The 5374-nt window shown below is 37.7% G+C and carries 6 protein-coding genes; 2 read left to right on the top strand and 4 right to left on the bottom strand.

Features of this window, described 5'->3' with window-relative positions:
• Positions 1 to 73: 73 nt before the first annotated feature.
• On the bottom strand, positions 74 to 646 hold the full coding sequence (gene efp, locus KO495_RS10165; RefSeq protein ID WP_215980290.1) for an elongation factor P: 573 nt from the start codon (positions 644 to 646) through the stop codon (positions 74 to 76).
• A gap of 127 nt (positions 647 to 773) precedes the next feature.
• On the opposite strand from efp, the gene epmB reads away from it, so the two are divergent.
• On the top strand, positions 774 to 1769 hold the full coding sequence (gene epmB, locus KO495_RS10160; RefSeq protein WP_252738900.1) for an EF-P beta-lysylation protein EpmB: 996 nt from the start codon (positions 774 to 776) through the stop codon (positions 1767 to 1769).
• A 76-nt stretch (positions 1770 to 1845) separates the two neighbouring features.
• The gene (locus tag KO495_RS10155) at positions 1846 to 2151 is read left to right on the top strand and encodes a hypothetical protein (protein WP_215980289.1); all 306 of its coding nucleotides are present in this window, start codon (positions 1846 to 1848) and stop codon (positions 2149 to 2151) included.
• Positions 2152 to 2233: 82 nt separating this feature from the next.
• Here the strand turns inward: KO495_RS10155 and KO495_RS10150 are convergent, their stop codons facing one another.
• The 3 genes from KO495_RS10150 to KO495_RS10140 all read right to left on the bottom strand — a co-directional run bounded on the left by KO495_RS10150 (position 2234) and on the right by KO495_RS10140 (position 5258).
• Complete coding sequence (locus KO495_RS10150; protein WP_215980337.1) at positions 2234 to 3928, bottom strand: mechanosensitive ion channel domain-containing protein; 1695 nt, start codon at positions 3926 to 3928, stop codon at positions 2234 to 2236.
• Between the two features lie 172 nt (positions 3929 to 4100).
• The gene (locus KO495_RS10145) at positions 4101 to 4598 is read right to left on the bottom strand and encodes a DUF3016 domain-containing protein (RefSeq protein ID WP_215980288.1); all 498 of its coding nucleotides are present in this window, start codon (positions 4596 to 4598) and stop codon (positions 4101 to 4103) included.
• Between the two features lie 87 nt (positions 4599 to 4685).
• Positions 4686 to 5258 carry a DUF4136 domain-containing protein gene (locus KO495_RS10140; protein WP_215980287.1) on the bottom strand — a complete coding sequence of 191 codons (573 nt, stop codon included), beginning with the start codon at positions 5256 to 5258 and terminating at the stop codon, positions 4686 to 4688.
• Positions 5259 to 5374 lie beyond the last annotated feature (116 nt).

Genomic DNA, 5374 nt, shown 5'->3' with positions numbered 1-5374 from the left:
TATTGCAAGTAAATTTAACGAAGAAATTAGGAAAAATAGCTGCTAGAGAAACATTTGTTAAGCCGAGTTCAGGTTACTTAGTAGTCGCACGTGATACATAATCACCAGAGCGAGTATCAATACGTACTTTCTCACCTATTTGTACAAACAATGGTACGCGAATTACAGCGCCCGTTGCTAATGTTGCTGGTTTACCACCGGTTCCTGCAGTATCACCTTTTAGGCCAGGATCTGTTTCAGTAATATCAATTTCAACAAAATTAGGTGGTGTTACTGAAATTGGAGAGCCATTCCATAAAGTAATAGTAGAAATATCGCCTTCAACTAACCATTTCACAGAATCTGCAACGGCTTTATCGTCTGCTGCAATTTGCTCAAACGTTTCGTTATTCATAAAATGCCAAAATTCACCATCTGAATAAAGATAGGCTAATTCAATATCCATAACGTCTGCACCTTCAACCGTTTCACCTGATTTAAAGGTTTTTTCTAATACTTTACCTGATACTAATTTACGAATTTTAACACGGCTAAATGCTTGCCCTTTACCTGGCTTAACCAGTTCATTTTCAAGGATATTACATGGTTCGCCATCAAGCATGATTTTAAGACCAGCTTTGAACTGGTTAGTACTGAAATTAGCCATAGTGTTGCTCTTTTATTAATTATTTGATTTTAGATAGCCGATACGCATTATAATAGACGCAAATTAAGCCATCGATGATAAGTTGAAATTAGAATTGCCGCAGATAATAACCCAAATCGACAATAATTTGCAGTCTTGTGACGAAAATTCGTGGCAAAAAGATTTACGAGATGTAGTCACCGACCCTGAAAAGCTACTCAGCTTGTTAAATATTACACCTGATGAGTACCTTAAACACTTTACCGCCCGTAAGCTATTTCCGGTACGTGTCCCGCTACCTTTCATTAAGCGCATGAAAAAAGGTGACTTTTCTGATCCCCTCTTACAACAAGTTATGCCTTTAGCTAAAGAGTTTGTTGTAACAGAAGGTTTTACTGTTGACCCTTTAGCTGAACACGATACTGTTGCCGAAGGGCTACTGCATAAATACAAACACCGGGTATTGATGATTGTTAAAGCGGGTTGCGCTGTAAATTGCCGTTATTGTTTTCGTCGCCACTTTCCTTACCAAGACAACAGCCCTAACAAACAGCGCTGGCAGTCAGCATTAACGTATATCAGCGAGCACAGTGAAATATCTGAGGTGATTTTTAGTGGTGGCGATCCTCTAATGGCCAGCGATGATCATTTAACTTGGTTGGTAACACAGTTGGAAAAAATCCCTCACGTTACACGATTACGTATTCATAGCCGCTTACCTGTGGTTATTCCTAATCGTATTACCACATCGTTAGTTAATTTACTCAGTAACACGCGCCTTAAATCGGTTATGGTTTTACATATTAATCATCCTAATGAAATTGATGGTTATTTAATAAAAGCACTGGAATTATTACGCCAAGCACGTATTCCGCTTTTTAACCAAAGTGTGTTATTAAAAAATATTAACGATAACAGCACTACCTTATGTGAGTTAAGCGAGCAGCTTTTTGATGCTGGCATTCAACCCTATTACTTGCACCTGTTCGATCCCGTACAAGGGGCTGCACATTTTGACGTTACTGAACAAGAAGCAGTAACTATTGCTAATGAAATGCTAGCAACACTCCCAGGCTTTTTAATGCCCAAATTGGTGCGAGAAATTGCAGGGCAAACTAACAAAACGCCTATCAATCTGGCATAATCGCAAAAATAAAAGCGACCAACATCACCATTTAATGTTGGTCGTCACTTATCATCAATGTTGAGACTGTAAAAATATGACTAAAGCCATCGAACAACAACTAATTGAAAATATCTCGGTAATTTTAAAGAAATCACTTGCTGCCGATGCCTCGCTTGCTGACTTACGCGAGCATAAAAAAGCGGGTTTTGAGGCTATTTTTACTAAAGAAGCAGGCTTTAATAATAGCGCAGATACCTTTCAGCCTTATGTAGAAGAAGTTGCTGATGATTTTGTGAAATGGCAAGAAAGTAAAGATCAAACAGTACTTATTGCCTTGGTGAAAAAAATAGAGCAACTATTTACCGTGTTGGCGAATTTTGAGAAAAGCTATAGCCAATAAGCATAAAGCGATTACTTCAAGTTCATACTCTTGAATTTGAAGTAATTTAACGGAGCGTTGCTTGGTTAATAATTTACAACGACTAAGTACGCTCAGAGACAACTTGCAATTGACAGTTATGCTTATTAAGCAAGGCAAGAATAGCTAAATTCAATTGATTGATTTCGTCTAAATAAACATTAAACGTAGTTGTTTTAACATATACCAATATATCAAGCTCTAAACCGTGTATTGAGTAGTTTTTAAAGTGTGCTCGTTGTGGTGACTCTTCTAATAACGCTAACGACTTAATATGTTCGCGTACCGCCTCCAAGAAACCCTCCATGTTCTCTTTAGTGGTATTAGGGCTTAAATGCAGCTTAGGTCGAAACGCCATTTTTTCTCGTTCAGAAAAATTCTCCAGTTCCATATCAATAAACTTAGCATTAGGAACATAAATAACCGTACGATCTAACGTGCGAATTCGGGTTGAACGTAAACCGATTTCTTCAACAACCCCAATACTGTTGCCAAACTTACATAAGTTACCTATTTTCACGGGGGCTGATGTATATAACGTAATAGCGCCAATAATATTTTCAACGGTTTTTTGTGCTGCTAGCGCAATAGCTAAACCACCAATACCTAAACCTGCAAGTAATGTTGAGGCATTAAAGCCTAAACTTTCTAACCAATGTAAAACAGCAATAGTAACAACAATTAACTTTAGCACTGTTCCTGCAGGGCGTAATAAGTACACAGCAAGTTGTTTATCTTGTGCAATAAATTTTTTGGTGAGTATGCTTTTCATCAATTCAACAAAACGGAAAAATGCCCAACACCAAGCGAGTGTTAATACCGTGCGCCCTTCCATGACCGCTTGCACCGCTAAGGTGACATTAGCTTCTTCACGAAAAGTTCGCGCAAAGAATATCGCTAATAATAACGCGACAGGACCCGTAATAAAGTTTAGGGCTTCTATAGAAATGCCGCTATAAATACGCTTAATAACCAATGCGGCTAATTTAGTAATTAATAACGCTACGAAATAGTATATGGCGAGCATCAATGAAAAATATAACCATTGCCACAACATTACGCCAAAGAGCTCTGCTGGTGGTAGTTTTTTCGCTAACCACTCACCTAAAGGTGAATAAGAATATTGTTGGTATAAAAGTGGAATTTTCTCAACGGTAGCATTTGATATTTTCCAAATTTTAACGCGATCATCTTTGCGAGGAACACGCTGTAGATACAGTGAAATACTAATATCATTGTAAGGCACTTTACCAATTAGCTCTCGGTATGAGGGTAAGCCGTCATTTAGCTCGCCTAAAGGGTGATCACTAATACTATTAAAATCAATCCATAGGGTTCTATTTAACACTACCCCTAACTGTCTTGTTAACTCTTCCTCACTAATTTTACTGGTTTTGCTCGAAAGATTACGAAAGTCTAAATATTGACTCGCGAGTACTAAGTCTCCTGCTCGCATCGCTTGTATGTAGCTAGTTATCGCGCTACGTGGTTGCCCTCGGTCTAAATCATCAGCAGGCACATTGTCATTAGCTTGCGCCGTTGACGGCACAGCTTGGTTGGTAGCTGAGTTGACCTGGTTATCACCTTTTCCATTGCCTTCTTGAACCGTTTCTTTCTGTTCAAGCATTTGCTTAATGGACAAACCTTCTGGCTTTTTTACTTCAACTGCCGTTACCGACAACATTGAAAAGCATAACATCATGACCAGTGTGTAGCTTAAACGGTTAATACACTGAAAAAATCGAGTTTTAAATAACATCAAAAGCGTCCGCGTTAACAGTACAATAATAGAAATATTAATTAGATAATAACTTACTCCATTACAATTGCACTAGTTTTATCCTTAAGCTTATTGATACTGGGCAAAGTCAATAAAACACAGACATAAAAAAAGCCGCAAAAGCGACTTTTTAATGCAAATGATGAAGTTACTACTCAACAATTAATGCTTTAAAGGTTTCTTTAAACCAATCATCGAGCATTTGTTTTTCATACGTTAATGATTCATTTCTGTATTTCAGGTGACTTCCCATCATAAAGTTCATGTCTTTAATTACTACAGTTTCAGCCTTTATGCTTTTGCCATCTTGATCAACTAAGTCATATGACAAGTTAATACGTGGGAAGTAATTGTCTTTAATAATTCGCATCTGATTAACGCCAGAAAAGCGTGTATCACCAGCTAGGTCAACATCGGTCACTGCTATTTTTAATACTTGATCTTCAGGTAATGTTTCAGCGAGTTTCGCAAAGTGCTTTTCAAACTCTTTAAAGGTACGTTCACGAAATGATTTACGGTTTTCATTACCTTCATCAATATCACGGAACTTTTTATAATCACCCCAAGTCACTTCACTGGTTGCAGCAAAAGTATTTGGCGCTATAAGTATGCTCATCATTAAAGCTGACAATAAAACTAATTTTTTCATTCTATTTCCCTCTTATTAAAACTGCTTACAAGCTTATTTAAACACAAATGCTATAAGCAGCTTGTTGTAAAATGTAAAATACTTGTACTAGTTTGTAGCATAAAACTGCGCCATAACAATGCTAACTACGTTACTGCTACGCGCTTCTTGCTCTGCCTCAGAAAACTCTTCATGTACAAAGCCTTGTGCTGCGCCTCGCCACACTGTTTTACCAGTGAATGCATCTTCAATATAAATTAGAAAACTACCTTTTTGTAAGCCTTCACTTTCGGGTAACCCTGGACTTACACCAAACTTTTCATTAATGGTGTCATCTGACAAGTCACTCGCTAATGCAACACTAAAACCGACCTGAAATACAGGTGCGCTATTATTCTTCGCATTTTCAAAGCCGTTATCTTCTAGGTCTTGAATAATCGCGTGAGCATATTGTGCGTATACCGCTTGAGTTTGTTCGGTTTTAAGCGAGGTATGCTTAAGGTGTTTAGGTGATAATGAAAATAAACTGCCCGGTGCAAAACTCAACGGAATATCCCTTACGCTCGAAACCGCAAGATTATTCTGTTTACTTGTTGGTGAGTCATCTTGCGGTACTTGTACACAACTGGCTAATAAAAAGCTTCCTAATAACGCAATGGTTAACACTATTTTGTTGTTCATCTTCATTCCTAGAATAATATGCTACTGAGCTAATACTGACCTAATGTACGAACTAAGTCTATTAAGCTAAGTATATAAATGTAATCAATTAGGGGCTGTTGATCTTTCGCGGTTAA

This window comes from Colwellia sp. D2M02, assembly GCF_018860755.1.
GTDB classification, from domain to species: Bacteria; Pseudomonadota; Gammaproteobacteria; order Enterobacterales; family Alteromonadaceae; genus Colwellia; species Colwellia asteriadis.
The sequence above is the reverse complement of the archived record's forward strand: the minus strand, read 5'-3'. Positions and strand labels throughout refer to the sequence as shown.